We start from the raw sequence: 18,223 nt of genomic DNA on the forward strand, positions 1-18,223 counted from the left end.
GGGCTGGTTGCGCTGGTGCAACTTTCTTGCCCCACCCCGTTGACTTGGAAATATTAATTTCAGATCCTAGTCGAACTAATCCGTTCGGTGAGGGGGCGATGATGCAGGTGCGCAGCGCGACGGTGGTCGGTGCGGCGGTTGCGGTGTTGGTCGCGGTGTCCGGGTGTACGTCCGCGGAGAGCGGGTCGGACGCTTCGGGCGGCAAGGTCACGCTCGACTTCTGGGGCTGGGCTCCGGGCTACGAGAAGGTTGTCGCGGAGTTCAACAAGACCCACCCGGACATCAGGGTCGACTTCCAGAAGACGGCTGCGGGCTCCAAGGGCGGTTACACCAAGATGCTCACGGCCGCGAAGGCAGGCAACGCACCGTGTCTGGCCATGGTGGGCTACGAGACGGTTCCGAGCTTCGTGGCCGCAGGCGCCTTGGCGGACATCACCAAGTACGCCGCCCCGCACAAGGGGGAGTTCGCGGACTGGACCTGGAACCAGGTGACCGTCGCCGGTAAGACCTATGGCGCGCCGGTGGACACGGCCCCGATGGCACTGTTCTACCGCAAGGATCTCTTTGCCAAGTACGGCATCGACAAGCCCCCGGCCACGTGGGACGAGTACCGGGCTGCGGCCGAGAAGGTGCACAAGGCCGACCCGGACGTCTACCTGGGCACCTTCGGCACGGACGCCTACAACTACGCCGGCCTGGCATGGCAGGCCGGTGCCAAGTGGTTCGACACCACGACCGACGCCTGGAAGGTGGCTCTCGACAGCGGGGCCAACACCAAGGTCGCCGACTACTGGCAGGGCCTCCTCGACGACAAGCTGCTCAAGCCGGAGCCGAGCTTCGACCCGTCCCTCTACAAGAACATGGCCTCCGGCAAGATCCTCTCCGACGTCAACGCCGTGTGGAACGCGCCGCTTCTCGCCTCCAGCGTGAAGTCCACCTCCGGCAAGTGGGCGGTAGCCCCGATGCCGGTGTGGGATGCCGGAAAGCCCGCCTACGGCAACGACGGGGGTTCGTCCACCGCGGTCATGAAGGACTGCGAACACCCGGAACAGGCAACCGAGTTCGCCATGTGGATGAGCACGAACAAGGACAGCCTCGGCACGCTGATCAAGGACACCGGCATCTATCCGGCGGCCACCGCAGGTCTTGACCGTCCGGCGCTGTCCGAGCCCGACCCCTTCTACGGCGGTCAGAAGATCTACGACGTCTTCAAGAAGGAGAGCGCGCAGATCGACACCAGCTGGAAGTGGGGCCCGACGATGACGCAGACCTCGACCGATCTCACCGACGGCCTCGGGCGCACGGGCAAGGGCAGCACCACCCTGCCGGAGATGCTCGCCGCCGCTCGGAAGAAGACGGTCGGCGAGATGAAGAGCCAGGGCATCAATGTCACCAACGACTGACCGGAGCAGCACACCGTGACCAGCTACGCGCCTCAGGCGAAGGCGGCCGGCGGCCCGGGCAGCCCCATCTCGTGGCACACCCGGCAACGCTCGCGTACAGCACTGCTGTTCCTCGCGCCCTTCGCCACCCTGTTCCTGTGTATGTATCTCGCGCCCATCGCGTACACGCTGTACCAGAGCCTGTTCCGTCAGAAGCGCGACGGGCTCGGACTCTCCGAACCCACCACGACCTTCGCGGGCCTCGCCAACTACGCCCAGGCGATGGGCGATGCGGGCTTCCGCGACTCCCTGCTGCGGGTCCTGCTCATCGGCGCCGTGCAGGTGCCCCTCATGCTCGGCACGGCGCTCGCGCTCGCGCTGCTCCTGGACGCCAGGCGGACGCTGTTCAAGCGGTTCTTCCGGCTTGCGTTCTTCCTGCCGTACGCACTGCCCGGTGTCATCGGCGCGCTCATGTGGTCCTACCTGGTGGCGCCCGAACTGAGCCCGATCAGCGCGATCGCGAGCCACTTCGGCCTGCACCTGGATCTGACCACGGACGGCATGCTCGCCCCCGTCGTCGGCAATATGCTCACGTGGGGATGGACCGGCTACAACATGCTGATCATCTACGCGGCGCTGCAGGCGATCCCGGCGGAGCTGAACGAGGCGGCCAGGATGGACGGCTGCTCCGCGTTCGGCATCGCCTGGCGCATCAAGATCCCGATGGTGCGGCCCGCGCTGGTTCTGACCACAGTGTTCTCCATCATCGGCACCGCGCAGCTGTACAACGAGCCGTCGATCCTGCGCAGCGTCGCGCCGAACCTGAGTAGCGACTACACCCCGATCTTCGCCGCGTACAGCTCGGTCAACTCGGGCAACTTCCCCTACGCCGCCACCCAGTCGGTGATTCTCGCGCTGCTCACCCTGGTGCTCTCGTTCGGCTTCCTCAAGTTCGTCCAGCGCAAGGGAGCGGATCTGTGAGCATCGCCGGGACACTCAGGAGGCAGGAGCACAAGGACGCCGCCGCGCTGCCCCGCAGCACGCGGACGGCGAAGCCGGTGCGTGCGAAGTCGCGGTGGCTGGTACTCGCCGTGATGAGCGTGGCCGCCGTCTACTTCCTGCTGCCGGTGTGGTGGCTGCTCGTCTCCGCGACCAAGACGAACTCTGCCCTCACCACCACCAACGGCTTCTGGTTCGGCGACTTCGCGCTCGCCGACAACATCCGCGCGCTGTTCGGCCAGGAAGGAGGGATCTACGCACGCTGGCTGCTCAACACCGCCGTCTACGCGGTCGGCGGTGCGGCGGTGAGCACCCTGATCTCCTCGCTGGCCGGTTACGCCCTCGCCAAGTACGCCTTCCGCGGGCGGGAGTTCTCCTTCAACGTGGTGCTCGCTGCCGTGCTCGTACCGCAGCCGTTGCTCGCCATCCCCCTGTACCTGATGTTTTCGCAGGTCCACCTGGTCAACACCTACTGGGCGGTGCTGCTGCCGAGCATGGTGAGCCCGTTCGGGGTCTACCTTGCCAGGATCTACGCGGCCGCCTCCGTGCCCGACGAGGTGATCGAGGCCGGACGCGTCGACGGCGCGGGGGAGTTCCGCATCTTCGCGACGATCGGCATGCGGATCATGACGCCCGCGCTGGTGACGATCTTCCTGTTCCAGTTCGTGGCCATCTGGACCAACTACCTGCTGCCCGTGCTGATGCTGGCGGATGACAAGCTGCAGCCGGTCACCGTCGGCATCGTGGGCTGGCAGTCGCAGCAGGGCATCGGCACATCGGTGCCGTACAACATCATCATCACGGCCGCGCTGGTCTCGGTGATTCCGCTGGTCCTGCTGTTCCTCACGCTGCAGCGCTTCTGGCGCTCGGGCCTGACGACGGGGAGCGTGAAGTGACGCCCCGCGCCCGTCGGGCGCGCTACCACCTGCGCTTCCAGCTGCGGCCCGGCGACGACCTCGGCGAGCGCGCGGCGAGGCTGGCCAAGATGTGCCACGACAACGAGGTCGCGGAAGTCGTCCTGCTGATCGGCGCCGAGGAGCTGTACACCGGCCATCTGGCCGGAGCGGAGGAGGACAGCTGGTTCGAGGCGGCGGGGCAGGCGAGCGACGTGCTGACCGCCGCGGGCGTGGACGTCAGCCTCAACCCCTGGGTGACCGTCGGTCACGCGGACCGCGGCCGCACGGACCGCCTCGGCTTCACCCCCATGGTCTCGCCGACCGGGAAGCCCGCAGCCGCCCAGGCATCGTTCGCCTGCCCGACGTGGCGCAAGTGGCTGTACGCGCACTACGGACGCTTCGCGCAACTCGGCTTCCGCGTGCTGTGGGTGGAGGACGACTTCCGCTATCACAATCACGCCCCGCTCGACTGGGGCGGCGGCTTCGAACCGCTCATGATGGAGCGGCTGTCCCGGCTCGTGGGGGAGGAGGTCACCCGGGAACAGGTGGTCGCTGCCGTCACGAGACCCGGAGCGCCGCACCCTTGGCGGGCGTTGTTGCAGCAGGTGTGGCGTACCGCGCAGCTGGAAGTCGCCGAGGGCTTGGCGCAGGCGGTACGAGAGCAATCCGCGGGCCGCTCCCAGCTGGGCCTGATGAGCTCGGTGCCCGCCATGCACTCGGTCGAGGGGCGCGACTGGGACGCTCTGTTCGGCGCGTTGTCGATCGGGCAACGCGTCACCCAGCGACCACACTTCGCACCGTACTCGGACACTCCCGCACGCGGCCTGTCCTCCGCGCTGTGGTCACTGGAGGCGCAGCGCGTGCTGCGTGCGCCGCACGCTGCCTGCGAGCCGGAGATCGAGAACTGGCCGCACACCTCCTGGTCGAAGTCGGACACCCAGACCTGGTCGGAGATGGTTACCGCTCAACTCTCCGGCGCCGACGCACTGTTGCTGAACGTGCACCCCAGCTCCGCAGAGCGGGCTGAGGAGTTCCCGCGCATCGACGAACTCCTTCGCCGCTCCCGGCCGGCCCTGGACTGGCTCGCCGACCGCCATACGGAACAGGCGGTGCCGATCGGTGTCGGTCTGCCCTGGCGGCCGGACACGGCAGCACACCTCGTCACCACCGAGGGGACGTTGCAGGAGCTCGTGTCGGATCCCGCGGCGACCGCGGACTACCTGCTCGGCTACGGCGTACCCGTGACCGCCGGACCGGCACCGGTGCAGGCCCTCTTCGGCCGGTGCGTCGACGCCTTCAGCGACGAGGAACTGCACACCATGCTGTGCAGCGGGCTGCTCCTGGACGGCGTGGCCGCGCACCGCCTCACCGAACGCGGATTCGCCGGCCTGCTCGGCGTAGGAGCGACCCGGCTGTACGCCCGGGATGAACCGACCTGCCCAGGGCCGTACGCAGTCGAACAGGTTACGGCACACGCCGCCACGGACGAGGGAACGCACCTCAGCGTCGACGTCCAGCCCGCGCTCGCCCGGCTCGACCCGCAGCAGGGCGCGCGCGTCATCACCGACATCCTTACGCCCGACGGCCGCGCCTGGGGCGCGGGCCGGTGCCACTTCGTCAACACTCTCGGCGGACGCGTCGCGGTGCTCGCCGCCACGGCCCCCGCCGAACTGGCCCGCAGCGACAGGGGCCGACGACTGCTCCACAGCACGGTGCGCTTCCTGGAGGGCGACTGCCCCGGGCTGCCGCTGGTGCACGGAGCGCCGCATCTCATCCCGCACGCGGCACGCGACGGAGACACCCTCCGGCTTGCCGTTGTCAACGGCAGCGCCGATCCCGCCCACCCCACGATCGCCCTGCCCACCACCCCCGATCAGGTGCGCGCCACCCTGCTCGCACCGCTGGCGGACCCGGCCCCGGCCACCCTCATCGAGGCCGACGGACTGCTGGACCTCGAAGCCGCCCTGCCGCACCGCGGCTGGGCGGTGCTCGATTGGCGAGCCGCCTGAGGACGTTCACCGGTCGCCTCCCTCCCACCCGCCTCCTGAAGCGAGGAGTACCTGTGTCAGCGCGTACGAGAGCACGAGCCGTCGGCGTATTTGCCGCGGTGGCCGCCCTGTTGGCCGCTGCGGCGACGTCGTCGCCCGCGGTCGCTGATAGCGACGACCCGACATACTCCGTCACCGTCGGACAGACCGGTGAGTGGACCAACCCGGACGACACCCCCGCCGCCACGTACATGGACAAGGACGGCACGTTCCATTACCAGTCCGCACACGCGCTGTACGGCGCGGACGACCCGCGCGAGTGGTCGTTCTACACCGGCAAGGACTTCGACTCGGCAAAGCCCGACGCCGAGTTGAACGGCGCGGTGAACCCGGCCAACTCCCTCGACCGCAACGACGACACGACGTGGCGCTGCAACAACAGCCCGACCGGCCGCGAGTCCACGTATGCACCCGACACCTCGCACTACGCGCAGAAGAACTACTGCGATCTGCTGGGCGTGTGGGTCGACCCGGACACCGGCGACTGGTACGGCCTGGTGCACAACGAGTTCACGCCGAGCCCCTTCGACGACGGTCTGCACTACGACGCGATCGACTACACCGTCTCCAAGGACCAGGGCAAGACCTGGGACATCAAGGACCACGTCCTGACCTCGCCGTACAGCATGAAGCGCGGCGACAGCGAGGCATTCCCGAACGACCTGTACGACTACGGCGATGGCGACCCGCGTCTGTTCGTGGACACGGCCTCGGGCTACTTCTACGTCTACTACGATTCCCGTGCCCTCCCGAAGGGCGGCGTCTCCGGCGGCTGGACCGACGGCAGTCTCGCGCATGTGGCGCGCGCGCCGATGTCCGAGAAGATGGCGCCCGGGTCATGGAAGAAGTGGTACGACGGCGCTTGGTCCCAGCCGGGCATCGGAGGCCTGGAGTCCAACATGGAGCCGGTCACCACCGACCACCCCAGCGGCTACACACCCGTCGAGCACGACTACAACCCGGCGAACGACGGAAATGTCGCCGAGCAGGTCGCGGCCGGTGAACTGCCCGCCAAGTCGGACCTGTTGACGATGAACGTCGCCTACAACGCCTACCTCGGCCTGTACATCGGCCAGCCCGAGGCGACCGTGCAGGACAGCAGTGAGCCGCAGCGCTTCTACGCCACTGACGACCTGTCCACGCAGAAGTGGAAGCTCATCGGTGACACCGGGGACTACCACTCGGGGTCCTGGTACCGCTGGATGCTGGACTCGGTGAACAAGACCGGCTCCACCATCGTCGGCAAGGACTTCCGCAGCTACTGCTCGTATCAGTGCTCGGGCGGGGGCGACGGCGAGTACTACAACACGGCGATCGAGACCAATGCCCCGGCCGCGCCCGTGAAGTCGGGCGCGCACTACACCATCGGCAGCGCGAGCGGCCGCGTCCTCGCACCCGCCCGCGACGGCAAGGGCACTACCTCACGGCCCGCCGCGGACAGGTCCGGGCGCACCGAGTGGACCTTCACCTCGAACGGCGACGGCTCGTACCGTATCGCCCATTCCGGCACGGGGCGCCTGCTCGGGGTCGACTCCACCAAGAAAGCGGGCCGCGCCTGGGCCGCGAAGCCGACGTTGGCGAAGGCGCCCAAGAGCGGCCCGACGGTGGGCCAGCAGTGGTTCGTCATCCCCGCCAAGGACGCCCACGGCCGGTCCACCGGCACCTTCAAGCTGGTCAACCGCTACAGCGGCCTGGTCATCGCGTTGTCCGGGGTCGCGGACCGGTCCGCCGAGACCACTCCGACGCGCGCCTGGACGGATACCAGCGGGGCACGTGTTGGAGGCGCGCGGACGGCCGCCGAACAGACCTTGACGCTCACACGTAAGGAACGCTGACCTCACCTCCCCTGTGTCCGCCGTGCCCCGCACGGCGGACACAGGGGAGGTATGTGACGGACATCCACCCCGCCGAACACAGAGCGCTGTGCAGCGACCAGGTGTGCGCAGGAGTCTCCCGACCGTTCACCGAGGGGACCTGCAACCGACTGTTCAGGCCTGAACCTTGAGGCGCCCCTTCCCTGATCATGAGGATGTCTTTCCGTGTCTGAAATCAACCGTCGGCGTTTTCTCCGACTCGCCGGAGCCACCGCAGGCCTCTCTGCCCTGTCCCAGAGCATTGACCGCGCGGCGGCCATCCCGGCACGTCGCCATCACGGGACCCTGCGCGACGTCGAGCACATCGTGGTGCTGATGCAGGAGAACCGGTCCTTCGACCACTACTTCGGTGCCCTGCGCGGCGTACGGGGCTTCGGCGACCCACGCCCCTTCCCGCAGAGCAATGGGAAGTCCGTCTGGTACCAGAGCGATGGCAGCAAGGACGTGCTGCCCTTCCGCCCCGACCGTGACGACCTGGGGATGGAGTTCCTTGAGGGGATGGATCATGAATGGGAGGGCGGCCACGAGGCGTGGAACAACGGCCGCTGGGATCAGTGGGTGAAGGCCAAAGGCGCAGGAACGATGTCCCATGTCACCCGCAAGGACATCCCGTTCCACTACGCTCTGGCCGATGCCTTCACCGTCTGTGACGCCTACCACTGCTCGTTCATCGGCGCCACGGACCCGAACCGTTACTACATGTGGAGCGGGTACGTCGGCAACGACGGCACCGGCGGCGGCCCCGTCCTGAGCAACTACGAAGCGGGCTACAGCTGGACGACCTACCCCGAACGCCTGGAGAAGGCAGGTGTCTCCTGGAAGATCTACCAGGACATCGGCGACGGCCTTGACGCCGACGGCACCTGGGGCTGGATCAAGGATCCCCAACGCGGCAACTTCGGCGACAACTCACTGCTCTACTTCGACAACTACCGCAACGCCCAACCGGGCGACCCGCTGTACGACAAGGCCCGCACCGGTACCAACGCCGTCGCCGGCGACGGCTTCTTCGACCACTTGAAGGCGGACGTGCTGTCAGGCGACCTGCCGCAGATCTCCTGGATCGCGGCACCGGAAGCCTTCACCGAGCATCCCAACTGGCCCGCGAACTACGGCGCCTGGTACATCTCCCAGGTACTCGACGCGCTGACCTCTGACCCCGAGGTGTGGAGCAGGACCGCCCTGTTCGTCACCTACGACGAGAACGACGGCTACTTCGACCACGTGGTCCCGCCCTTCCCGCCCCACACTTCCGACCACGGCCGCTCCGACACCGACGTGACCCAGGACTGGTTCCCCGGCGACGACGACCACCGTGCCGGACCCTACGGGCTCGGCGCACGCGTCCCCATGACCGTGGTCTCCCCGTGGAGCACTGGCGGATACGTGTGCTCGGAGACCTTCGACCACACCTCGATCATCCGCTTCATGGAACGCCGATTCGGGGTGCACGAGCCCAACATCTCCCCGTGGCGCCGCGCGATCTCCGGCGACCTGACCTCCGCGTTCGACTTCCGGAAGAACAGCCCGCATCACAGGGGGCTCCCGTCGACGGACGGCTACCGTCCGCCCAACCCCGACCCGTACCGCACCTTCACCCCCCTAGCCCCGGCCACCGCCTCGATGCCGCAGCAGGAACCGGGCACACGCCCCGCCCGGCCCTTGCCGTACGAGCCGCTGGTGGACGGGGCGGCCAACGCCGGGCCCGGCACATTCACCCTCACGTTCAGCACCGGCCCCCAGGCCGGCGGATGCCATCTGGTCATCTCTGGCAACCGTGAGGACGGCCCGTGGAGCTACACCACCACGGCGGGTCGCACACTCACTGAGCACTGGGACACAGATCAGACCGGGGGACGCTACGACCTGAGCGTCTACGGGCCGAACGGATTTCTGCGCACCTTCCAGGGATCCGTGTCCTCACGCACTCCCGAGCTGACAGCGCGCCACGACGCGGCACACGGCGGCGGCCTCGCACTCGTCCTGGCCAATCCGGCGGACAGCCCCACCACCCTCTCCGTGACCGACGCCTACCGCGGTGGCGCGATCACCCGCCTGACCGTGCCCGCCCGAGGCCGACTCCTACACCGCGTGTCCGCGACCGGCGGCCACCGCTGGTACGACCTCATCCTCCGCGTCCCCGGCGACCCGCACTACCTCCGCCGCCTCGCCGGCCACATCGAAACCGGGGAAGAGGGCCTCAGCGACCCGGGCTCCGTCTCTTCCTGACCGGGCCACGTGTGTTGCTCCGTCTCGTACGTGACGGAGCAACACGCAGTGGAAATTCACGTATCTGGAGAAGCTCTCGGACCGCAGGAGGAAGCAGGAGGGCGCCGACGGTGGGGAACGCGTCCATGCACAAGGTCCGATCAGCCACCACACCACGGTTTCTCCGCTCAAGAAGGGTGAACTGGATGAGCAGAACTCGTATTTGGTCCGCAGCGAGAAGAGCCAGAGTCGCGAGTAGAGGTGCACCCCTCCACTCCTGGCGTGCGGTGACCGTGACAGCGGCGTGTGCCGCGTTGCTGAGCTCACTGGTGTGTGCTCCCATGCCCCGAGCCATGGCGGTCGCCAATGGTTTCACGGAGATGCAGCCGGCCAATGTTCCCTACAAGCTGCCGGTGGTTCTGCCCTCGGAAGTCCAATCGCCGACTGAGGATGCTCAAGCCCCGTACACCCGCACCGTCGTAGGGCTGATCAAGCAACTGCTGCCGTCGGATCCTCCGACCCTCGGCCAGCTGCAGAACGCATTGCAGATCCTCGACGGGACTGATGGGTACAAGTACAGCGACGGCCACTCTCCAGTCGCAAGCTGCAACCAGACCGGCTCCAATCTCGCACCGAGTGGCACCAAGCCGGCCATCTCTCCGTTGTGCTGGACCGACGGGGCCGGGGTCGAACTGTTCGCGGGGCCGCAGCGAGGCCAGTCGACCGCCGCAACACAGAATTCTGCGGTGACCGGATCGTTCGATCCCGGTCTGAGCAATGCCTGGGGGCAAGTGCAAGGTGCCGAGACGCGCGCGCACATGGCTACCGGGATCTTGGGCCCGCAAGTGGATACGGACATCTTCCCCAACTGGGCCCGCGCCAGTGACGAAACGGGCGAGGATCCCTACCTTGGTGGGGAAACTGCAGCATCTGAGGTCAATGGCATCCAGGGCCGGCACGCGATGGCTCAGACGAAGCATATCCTGGGATATTACGGAAACGACATTTCCCAGGCAGCTCAGATCACCGATCAGGCGATACACGAGCTATTCGCGCCGCCCTACGAGACAGCCGGAAAAAAGAGCTCGACCGCGTCGTACATGTGCTCCTACCAGAAAGTTCAGGTGCCCGACGCCCCGAATGCAACGCTGGGACAACTCACCCAGAAGAGCCCATTCGGAAGTACCACCGCGCAGACCCGCAATCTCGCCGACCCCAATTTCGCCTGCGGAAACCCCCTGATCCAGAATCAACTTATTCGCGGCGAATGGAACTCTAAAGCATTCGTGGGGACCGACTATCCCGTAGCCACCAAGGGCACCGATCTCGCCCAGGGTACCGAGCAGAATATGCCGGGCGCTGACCCGCGAACCGGGAAGAAGAGCGTCTGGGACCAAATACCGCAACTCGTACGCAGCGGCCGGATCCCGTTGCCCGTTTTTGAGCAGGCACTTGCTCGCGTCCTTTACCAAGAGGAGCGCTTCGGGCTACTCGGCTGCAATGACAGTAGCGCTTCTTGCAGCAACCCCGGCGGCGTAAACGGAGTGCGCGATGGTTCAGCAGCTCTACCGACGGGACGCCCGGATTCCGGGGCCGTCATCGGCACAAAAAACGGACATGCTGCCATCGCCGAGAAATCTGCCGAAGAAGGAGCGGTGCTCCTGAAGAACGACGCCTCGAACCTCCCCATCACGCCGACCGACCTGTCCTCCGGAGTCGCACTCAGCGGCCCTCTGGCGGAATACAACGTCGGCTCTCCCAACAATGAATCCTCCGGTGGCTACCCAGATCGCAGTGTGATCAACACCCTCCAGCAGATCAAGACGTTCGCCCAGAACAAGAACGCCTTCACCTACAGCCCGGCGCTCAGCCCGAGTGGCTATGCCGTACCCTCGTCGGCGCTGTCGACGTCGAGTAAGAGGGTCACGGGAGGACTTCATCGAACGGGCGGACCCGGGGCCCCGACGACTGATAGATCACTCGACTTCACTACCGCCTCACCGGCGGGGGCACTCGGCAAGGGAAACTACACCTGGCGCGGTTACCTGTATGTGCCGTCAGCAGACACATACACCTTGCGTACCCAGAGCACAAAAGGCTCCGACATCGGTGTCAAACTCTCCATCGACGGAAAGTCGCAGAAAGCCTCAACCCCGGAAAGTGTCTACACGGGCCCTCGCCCCGGAATGTTTCCGATGGATATGAGTACCACTCGTGCCGGCTTCACCACAGGTGGGCTCAGCAATTCGGCCTACAAGGTGGGGAACCTGTCTGCCGGTTACCATGCGATCTCGGTATCGTTCTCGAACGCCAGCTCCGGGAAGGCCAGTTTTCGGCTTGCTTACAGCCGCACCGAGGGCGACATAAGTGATGCCGCAGAAGCCGCGAAGGGCAAATCCAAGGCCCTTGTATTCGTCGGTGCTGGAAACACCGGCCAGCTGACTGACCCGGCAAATTCGGACATGGTACCCGGGGAGCTGCCGGCCGAACAGGTCGCCCTCATCAAGGCGGTAGCGGCGGAAAACCCGAACACCTCCGTCGTACTGAACACCCCGGGTCCCGTCGTCACTTCCTCCTGGATCCATGACGTCAAGAGCGTCCTTGAAATGTGGCAGCCAGGCCAAGAGGGTGGTACGGCAACGGCACGGCTGCTGCTGGGAATGGCGAATCCGTCCGGGCGGGCGGTGACGACCTGGCCCAAGGGAAGTGAAGACACCCTGTTCAGCACCGCCCAGAATCAAGGTCTGTTTCCGGGGGACGCGACCGGAACGCATCCTGAGCGGGTGGGCGGAACGGAAAAGTCAACCGGTCAGGTTCCAGCCTGTGAGACAGGCAAGGTCTGTCAGGGTGAAGACGCCAAACTGAGCGGCCCGACCGCCGCTACCGGCGACAAGAACTACACCGGTTCTGGGTATGCCGCCGGATTCCGCAGCAACGGGGACTCGCTGCGCTACCAGGTCAGCCCAGGCACAGCGGGCACCTACATGCTGAAAGTTCGGTACGCAAACACCCTGAGGTCGAGCCGATCACTGCGTGTTGCTGTGGATACCGGGCCGGCAAAACTACTGCCGCTGCCGAAAACCGGTAAGAGAGGAAACTGGTCGATCTCCCAGGTCCCCCTGCGTCTGACGGCCGGGCCCCACACCGTGCGGCTCTTCCGGTCGGGCTCGGACAACAGCAGCGGAAACGTCAACGTGGACAGTCTCGGACTGACCACCCCTGGCGCCCACTTCCCCAGCACAGCGAACAGCCTCGGCGGCTTGTATGAATGTTCCGTCGGCGTCACCTGCGAGATTGAGCGAGGCCACATCAGCGGAGCGGGTATAAAGACGACCGTCGACCCCAAGGGCTACACCGGTGAGGGACTCCTCGCCGGCTTCACCAAGACGGGCGACCAAGCGACGATAGACATCCCCTCCGACGCGGGGAACTACACACTGCAACTGCGCTACGGAAACCCCAAGGCAACCGCGCAGACACTGACCGTCGACATCGACGGAAAAGCCGGCAAAGTCACCTTGCCGGAGCTGAGCGACCAGAACGCATGGGGCATCAAGACCATCAGCGTCAAACTGTCCGCCGGAATTCACAAGATCACGATTCAGCGGAACAGTAAGGACAGCGGCAACGTCAACATCGACTCGATCGCGTTGACCACCAAGGGCGCCCGTTATCCGGCGCGTCAAGTCGCCAGCTTCGGGATCTACGCCGGTTATCGCTACTACGACCAACTGGGCATGGCAGTGCAATTCCCGTTCGGGTGGGGCCTGTCCTACACGAACTTCGCGTACTCGAAGCCGACGGTCACCGCTGCCAAGGACGGTGGGCTGGACGTTACCTGCACGATCCGGAACACAGGATCACAGGCCGGCGCAGCTGTGGCGCAGGTGTACGTCGGCCCACCGTCCGAGCGGCCGAGCGGTGTGGAGTTCGCACCACGGGCGTTGGCGGGCTTCGACCGCGTAAGCATTGCTGCGGGAGCGTCGAGTACCGTGACGACCCACGTCGACCCGCGCGCTATGCAGTACTGGTCCACATCGAAGCAGAAGTGGGTCCGCACCCACGGTGCCCGAGACGTGTTCGTCGGGCCGGCGGACAAGCCGGACCAGCTGCGGCATGCCAGGACTCCCTGACAGCGACAGGCATCGGTGCCCGGACACGGTATTCTCCGGGCACCGTACAGCCTCCTCGACGCCCACCACGCCACCGGTGACGAGACCTTCCACCGCGCCGCCGAGCGCACGGGCCTCGCCCTCGTCGAGGCTCAACTCCCGGTCGGGGACGCCGCAGGCCGCGGGACCCGGCACAGCACACCTAGCGCGGCGGCAGGGGGAAGAAGCCGCTGGTGCGAGCGGCGTACTCGGCGAACCCGGGACGGTTCGCCATATGCCGTTCCAGCAGGCGTTTTCCACTGCCGTTGATCAGCAGGAAGCTCATCACCAAGGGGCTGATGACCGTCGCGGCGGCCACAGCCGGGGCGTCGCAGACGATCAGGAACAGGCCCCACCAGACACAGAAGTCACCGAAGTAGTTGGGGTGCCGGGTCCAGCTCCACAGGCCGCGGTCCATGATGCGGCCCTTGTTCGCCGGGTCCGCCTTGAACCGGGCGAGCTGCCGGTCGCCCACCGACTCGAAGAAGAAGCCGACCAGCCAGAGCGCCCCGCCCGCGTAGGCGACGGGTCCGACAGGGCCACGGATGTACTGGGCCGCCTGCACGGGCAGCGAGATCAGCAGGACCAGCGCACCCTGGAGCAGATAGACCATGCGCAGGGCGTACACCTCCGGACTGCCGGGCGCCCTGGCGAGCATCGACGCATAGCGCGGGTCCTCGCCGTGGCCGCTTCCGCGCGCGGCGATGTGGACAGCGAGCCGCAGGCCCCAGACAGCCGTCAGCACGGTGACCAGAACGCGCCGAACGTCGTCGCCCTCGCCGGCCGACAACACGTAGGAGACGAGGGCGACCGCAGTGAAGGCAACACCCCAGGCGACGTCGACGATGCGGTGCAGGCCCTTCGCGACGGCGATCCCGAAGGTGATGAGCATGACCGTGAGGGCGGCGCCCGCCGCGGCGCCCACCCCCTCACCGAACACGGCCCACGGAAATCCGTTCATCGAACGCCGCCCGGTACGTAACACTCCCGGGGGGCGGCGGGCATCACGCAACGGCCCGCGCCGGTTCGCCTCTGTGGGCCCGTCATCGCGGGGTCCCCTCCTTCGTCAGCAGCATCTGCTGCACATCGAGATAGCCCGAGCGGAAGCCCGCCTCGGAATAGGCGAGATAGAAGGTCCACATACGCCGGAAGGTCTCGTCGAAGCCGAGGGCTTCGACCTGTTGGGCCCGCTCGGTGAACCGTTCGCGCCACAGCCTGAGCGTCTCCGCATAGTGCGCCCCGAAGCCGTCACGCCGCGCCATCCGGAGCCCCGTACGCTCGCCGGTGATCTGCTCGACCGCCTCGACGGACGGCAGGAGTCCGCCGGGGAAGATGTACTTCTGGATCCAGGTGTACGTGTCCCTGCTGGCCAGCATCCGGTCGTGCGGCATGGTGATCGCCTGGAGGGCGATCCGGCCACCGGGCGCGGTCAACCGGTCCAGCGTCATGAAGTACTCGGGCCAGAACTCCGCGCCGACGGCCTCGATCATCTCGACGCTGACCACGGCGTCGAAGGTCCCCTTCACCTGCCGGTAGTCGAGCAGTTCGACGGTGACGGCTCCCTCGACGCCTGCCCGGCGAATGCGGTCGCCGGCCAGTTCTCCCTGCTCCTCGGAGAGGGTGATGGTCAGCACCTGCGCGCCACGCGCGGCCGCGCGGATGGCGAGTTCGCCCCAGCCGGTGCCGATCTCCAGCAGCCGGGTGCCCGGCCCGACCTGCGCCGCGTCGAGGAGCCGGTCGATCTTGCGTCGCTGGGCGGCGGCCAGCAGGGACTCGTCGGCGGGAAGCGCCCTGAAAAGGGCCGATGAGTACGACAGCGTCTCGTCCAGGAACAAGGTGAACAGGTCGTTCGACAGGTCGTAGTGGTGGCTGATGTTGTCGCGCGAACCCTCGGGGGTGTTCCGGTGCGCCGACGGCTGCTTCAACGCCCAGACCGCACGCAGCTTCTGCAACGGCGCCGGAATGATCGTCGCCGCATGGTCGGCCAACACGGTCAGCACCGCGACGAGGTCGCGGGCCTCCCACTCGCCTGCCATGTAGGACTCGCCGAAGCCGATGAGGCCACCCGCGCCGATCCGCCGGAAGAACGAGCGGGGTTCGTGCACCTCCATCAGAGGGCCACCGGGGCCCAGCGTCTCGCCGGTGGAGCCCAGCCCGACACGCAGCGGCAGCCGTTCCAGCGCATGGCGGACGACGCGTTCAGCGATGGCGGTACGGATCCAGGACGCCTTCGGACCACAGGCCACCTGGGGCCAGCGCCCGGCGTCGACGGCGGCCGCAGACCGGGACGCCGGCTGCGACACGGGGTGCCTGCTTGTCGGAACGCTCACTTCACACCTTCCTGAGGCAGATGACGGGGACGGTGCCGCACGGGCAGCCCGTGCAGATACAGCAGGACGCCGTGCAGCCGGATACCGGCGGACACCACGGCGGTGGACCACGGGTGACGAAGAGCAGTGCGCACCAGCGCCCGGGGCGTGGCGGGGCGGCGCACACCCCGTACGGTCGCGGTGAAGGGACTGCTCCCCTCGCGTTCGAGCCGTACGGTCAGGCTGAGCCGTTCATCCGGTTCGGGCAGTCGCATCAGATAGCCGCCGTCGACCGGGAAGAACGGCGAGACGTAGAACTCCTTGTCCACCCGGGACACTTCCGCGCCGTCCGGGCGGAGCAGATAGCAGTGCCGTTCGCCGTAGGTGTTGTGCACCTCAGCGACGACGCAGAGCGGTGTGCCGTCGGGGCCGTGGCACCAGAACAGGCTGAGCGGGTTGAAGACATGGCCGAACACCCGGGCGTGCGCGAGCATCGTCACCCGCCCACCGTCCAGATCGATCCCGCGGGCGGCGAGGAACGCGTCCAGCCCCGCACGGATCGTGCGCAGGCTTCCGCCGAAGTGGTCACGGGCGTCGAAGCCGGCGAGCGGGCGCAGCAGCCACGGGAGCCGTGGCGGCCGGTCGGGGTCGATCAGCCACATATAGGTGCGGTGGCGCATGACGTGGCGGCTCGGGGAGGTCCTGACGTGGGTGACGGTGCACGGGTAGAGGGCGGGGACGCTGCTCTTCCGGGCGGCACCCGCGCCCGCACGGTCCGCTTCGCTGACGCTGCTCACCATGACACCCCCAGCGCGGCGGCGGCCTCGACCCCCGAGCGGCAGCCGTCCTCGTGGAACCCCCAACCGTGGTAAGCGCCTGCGTAAGCGGTGACGGGGCCGCTGAGCGCGGGCAGCAGGCGCTGGGCTGCCACGGACTCCGGCGTGTAGACGGGGTGTTCGTACGTCATGCGGGCGAGCACGCGGCTCTCGTCCACCTGGTCCGCACCGTTCAGCGTCACCACATAGGTTTCGGGGGCGTCGAGCCGCTGGAGCCGGTTCATGTCGTAACTGACGCGCACGGCGGCGGCCCCCGCGTCGCAGGCCGGCATCCAGTAGTTCCAGGAGGCGCGGGCCCCCGCACTGCGTGGCAGGACACGTGTGTCGGTGTGCAGCTGAGTGGGGTTGCGCGAGTACCGGAACGCGCCGAGGACCCGGCGTTCCTCATCGGTGGCATCGGCCAGCAGACGCAGCGCCTGGTCCGGGTGGACGGCGATGACCACGGAGTCGTAGTGGCGGACGCTGCCGTCGTCGGCAGTGATCTCGACCCCGTCGGTGTGGCGCCGCAGCGCCCGCACGGCGGTGGACGTGTGTACGGCTCCGATGCTCTTGCCGACGCGCTCGACGTACTCGCGCGAGCCGCCGCTGACGGTCCGCCAGGCGGGTGAGCCGTGGATCGAGAGCATGCCGTGGTGAGCCAGGAACCGGAACAGGTAGCGGGCGGGGTAGCGCAGCGCCGTTTCGGCGTCGCACGACCACACACAGGCGACAAGCGGTGTCAGGAAGTGCGAGACGAAGTACGGGGAGAAGCGGCCCGCCGCGATGAACTCCGCCAGCGTCATCGCCGCCGCTGCGCTCCCGCCCGCCGCGCCCGGGGCCCCGGGACCGGCCGCATCGGCCCGCTCGGCCGCGTCGGCCGTGGCGAGGAGGTGACGGGCCCGGCGGTGGAAAGCAGGCACTTCTCCGAGCATGCGCAGATACCGGGGGCGCAGTGCGTTGCGCCGCTGTGCGAACAGGCCCAGCAGGCCGCGCGCACCGGCGTATTCGAGACCGCACTCCTCGCACCGCACGGACATGCTCATCTCCGATTCCTGGGTGGCGACTCCGAGTTCCCCGAAGAGCCGCAGCAGGTAGGGATAGGTCCGTTCGTTGTGGACGATGAAGCCGGTGTCGACCCGGTGCACCCGTCCGTCGGCCGACGGTATGTCGTGGGTGTGGGCATGCCCGCCGAGCCGTTCGTCGGCCTCGTACAGCTCGACATCGTGCGAACGCCGGAGAATGTGAGCGGCGGTCAGGCCTGCCACCCCGCTGCCCACCACTGCCGTGCGCCGACGGTCGTCCTTCATACGGCTCCGCTCCCTCAATCACCAGCTCAAGGCCGACATGGCCCCTCACTGGTTATTCGGTGCCGGCCGACCGGAGGATTGGTACCTGGTGACCTCTCCGCGTTCACGGTTCACCACAGCTTCTGAATCATTCGGCTGTAGGACCAATCCGCCGCGGTGCCGGCACCGAATGGCCGATGTGAGCGAAGATCGGGAAGTTCCAGTGCCGGAGGCCGGCCGCCGTAGGGGGGCGGC

11 protein-coding genes are annotated in these 18,223 nt (G+C 67.2%); 7 read left to right on the forward strand and 4 right to left on the reverse strand.

The genetic code is table 11. From position 1 onward, the window contains the following. The first annotated feature begins 101 nt into the window (after positions 1-101). The 7 genes from OHB13_RS33590 to OHB13_RS33620 all read left to right on the forward strand — a co-directional run bounded on the left by OHB13_RS33590 (position 102) and on the right by OHB13_RS33620 (position 13,540). Positions 102-1,403 (forward strand): ABC transporter substrate-binding protein, encoded by a 1,302-nt coding sequence (locus OHB13_RS33590; RefSeq protein ID WP_328379620.1) that lies wholly within the window; start codon positions 102-104, stop codon positions 1,401-1,403. 15 nt (positions 1,404-1,418) lie between these two features. Then, a complete protein-coding gene (locus tag OHB13_RS33595) occupies positions 1,419-2,363 on the forward strand; it encodes a carbohydrate ABC transporter permease (RefSeq protein ID WP_328379621.1) in 945 nt (314 codons plus the stop codon). Then, positions 2,360-3,277: a carbohydrate ABC transporter permease gene (locus tag OHB13_RS33600; RefSeq protein WP_328379622.1), complete on the forward strand. Its 918-nt coding sequence runs from the start codon at positions 2,360-2,362 to the stop codon at positions 3,275-3,277. Before OHB13_RS33595 ends, OHB13_RS33600 begins: the two co-directional genes overlap by 4 nt. Further along, complete coding sequence (locus OHB13_RS33605; RefSeq protein ID WP_328379623.1) at positions 3,274-5,286, forward strand: hypothetical protein; 2,013 nt, start codon at positions 3,274-3,276, stop codon at positions 5,284-5,286. The genes OHB13_RS33600 and OHB13_RS33605 overlap by 4 nt, the downstream gene beginning before the upstream one ends. Before the next feature lie 53 nt (positions 5,287-5,339). Then, positions 5,340-7,160 (forward strand): RICIN domain-containing protein, encoded by a 1,821-nt coding sequence (locus tag OHB13_RS33610; RefSeq protein WP_328379624.1) that lies wholly within the window; start codon positions 5,340-5,342, stop codon positions 7,158-7,160. Between the two features lie 204 nt (positions 7,161-7,364). Continuing rightward, on the forward strand, positions 7,365-9,428 hold the full coding sequence (locus tag OHB13_RS33615) for a phosphocholine-specific phospholipase C (protein WP_328379625.1): 2,064 nt from the start codon (positions 7,365-7,367) through the stop codon (positions 9,426-9,428). Positions 9,429-9,760: 332 nt separating this feature from the next. Then, a complete protein-coding gene (locus OHB13_RS33620) occupies positions 9,761-13,540 on the forward strand; it encodes a glycoside hydrolase family 3 C-terminal domain-containing protein (RefSeq protein WP_328379626.1) in 3,780 nt (1,259 codons plus the stop codon). 181 nt (positions 13,541-13,721) lie between these two features. Here OHB13_RS33620 and OHB13_RS33625 read toward each other — a convergent pair whose 3' ends face one another. The 4 genes from OHB13_RS33625 to OHB13_RS33640 all read right to left on the reverse strand — a co-directional run bounded on the left by OHB13_RS33625 (position 13,722) and on the right by OHB13_RS33640 (position 17,989). Beyond that, positions 13,722-14,519, reverse strand: coding sequence for a DUF1295 domain-containing protein (locus tag OHB13_RS33625; RefSeq protein WP_328379627.1), 798 nt, complete (start codon positions 14,517-14,519; stop codon positions 13,722-13,724). Between the two features lie 82 nt (positions 14,520-14,601). After that, positions 14,602-15,888, reverse strand: coding sequence for a class I SAM-dependent methyltransferase (locus tag OHB13_RS33630; RefSeq protein WP_405913945.1), 1,287 nt, complete (start codon positions 15,886-15,888; stop codon positions 14,602-14,604). Beyond that, a complete protein-coding gene (locus tag OHB13_RS33635; protein WP_328380454.1) occupies positions 15,885-16,547 on the reverse strand; it encodes a DUF1365 domain-containing protein in 663 nt (220 codons plus the stop codon). The genes OHB13_RS33630 and OHB13_RS33635 overlap by 4 nt, the downstream gene beginning before the upstream one ends. Before the next feature lie 113 nt (positions 16,548-16,660). Then, positions 16,661-17,989, reverse strand: coding sequence for an NAD(P)/FAD-dependent oxidoreductase (locus OHB13_RS33640; RefSeq protein ID WP_328379629.1), 1,329 nt, complete (start codon positions 17,987-17,989; stop codon positions 16,661-16,663). Between the last annotated feature and the right edge of the window lie 234 nt (positions 17,990-18,223).

Source organism: Streptomyces sp. NBC_00440 (genome assembly GCF_036014215.1).
Lineage (GTDB): Bacteria > Actinomycetota > Actinomycetes > Streptomycetales > Streptomycetaceae > Streptomyces.